Source organism: Halapricum sp. CBA1109 (assembly GCF_009741825.1).
Taxonomy (GTDB): Archaea; Halobacteriota; Halobacteria; order Halobacteriales; family Haloarculaceae; genus Halapricum.
Genome location: NZ_WPCA01000261.1, coordinates 1 through 1,312 on the forward strand (window position 1 = coordinate 1; position 1,312 = coordinate 1,312).

Annotated in this window: 2 protein-coding genes and 1 pseudogene; 2 read left to right on the top strand and 1 reads right to left on the bottom strand. The window is 64.3% G+C overall.

All coding sequences use genetic code 11. The annotated features are described in order from the left end of the window. Positions 1 to 35: 35 nt before the first annotated feature. Complete coding sequence (locus tag GJ629_RS15835; protein WP_157513854.1) at positions 36 to 437, bottom strand: DUF555 domain-containing protein; 402 nt, start codon at positions 435 to 437, stop codon at positions 36 to 38. Between the two features lie 313 nt (positions 438 to 750). Here GJ629_RS15835 and GJ629_RS16600 point away from each other — a divergent pair, with 313 nt between their 5' ends. Together GJ629_RS16600 and GJ629_RS15840 are read left to right on the top strand one after the other, a co-directional pair. Beyond that, positions 751 to 924: a hypothetical protein gene (locus GJ629_RS16600; protein WP_197428687.1), complete on the top strand. Its 174-nt coding sequence runs from the start codon at positions 751 to 753 to the stop codon at positions 922 to 924. Between the two features lie 182 nt (positions 925 to 1,106). Continuing rightward, positions 1,107 to 1,312 (top strand): annotated as a pseudogene (locus tag GJ629_RS15840) (hypothetical protein); the annotation flags it as partial.

Below are 1,312 nucleotides of genomic sequence, written 5' to 3' on the forward strand. Positions count from 1 at the left end.
GACCGCCCAGTCGGGACGGTCGATACCGAAATGACCTACAATAAACACTTATCCAGTTCGTCGCCCCGGCCGTCGGTGCGGTCGCCGTCCTCGTCGGCTTCGGTCTCGAACGTCTCGATGACTTTCAGCGGGACGTCCCGGAGCGCGCCGCCGACTTCGGACTTGGCGATGCGCTGGGCGTGTTCGGTGTTCTCGGCGTTGAAGATGTCCATCTCCAACACGAGGCCGACGAGAGCGGTGTCGGCGGCGATGAACGCGGAGTCGAACGGTTCCCCACAGGCCGGGCACCCGGTCGCACCCACTTCGACCTCGACGTACTCCAGTCCCTGATCGTTCAGTCGCTTCCCGGCTTCGCTGACGGCCACACCGATAGCGTCGTCGATGTCTTCGACGTCGTGGACCAACCACGCGGCTTCCATCGCAACGAGATAGTTCATATCCACCACTCCGGCGGCGAGCCTCTTGGTGTTTTATAATCGCCGACGACGCCGACCGGCGCTCACCCGTCCCCGATACACTGCGCACGACACCGAGAGTATCGCCATAACTTATGCGAATCCGGGCAGTGGGAGACGCACCTGATTGCCGTCACAGCGGCCTGAGACGCCTCATTTGTGGCCGCCAACAACTACAGTTTAATCGCAAGACTGCAGCCGGACAAACCCTCACGAACGATGCGACACACGCTCCCGCCGGCGACAAGACTTATACGTGGTGAGGCGACCTTCTCCACCGAGGCGTTTCGAACCAATGCCATCCCGTCCATACACCGCAACGGTGTTCGCACTGTACCAGCTCAGCGTCGTCCTCGGTATCGTCCTGCTACCCGTCGCGCTCGCGGCGCGTCGGGCCGGCGTCCCGCTGCCGCTACACCGCATCATCGACCGACTGCACGCGGCCTACGAGCACGCGAGCGAGGAGTGAGGAGGGGACTCAGTTCGCGGGCACGGTAGAGACAGCCCGCCGAAAGCGTATTCTACGCGTCCGTGAATCGGTAGCAGATGCATCGACTGCGACGGGCGACGGTCGTAGTCACCGCCAGTCGCCTCCCGCGAACGAGCCCCCAACGAGTGGATTTATGTCAGGGCGACCAGTAGCCGAGGAGTATGTACGAGAGACCCGACGCTGCCCCCGACCATCTGGCCGTCCACGGCGGGCGCGTCCTCGACTCGCCGACCGAACCGCAACTGGGGTCGATACCGAGCGGCGACAACGACTCCGAGGCCGTCGCCGAGACGGGGACGACGACCATCGGCATCGCCGCGACGGACGGCGTCGTCGTGGCGACGGACAAACGCGCCAGCCTCGGCGG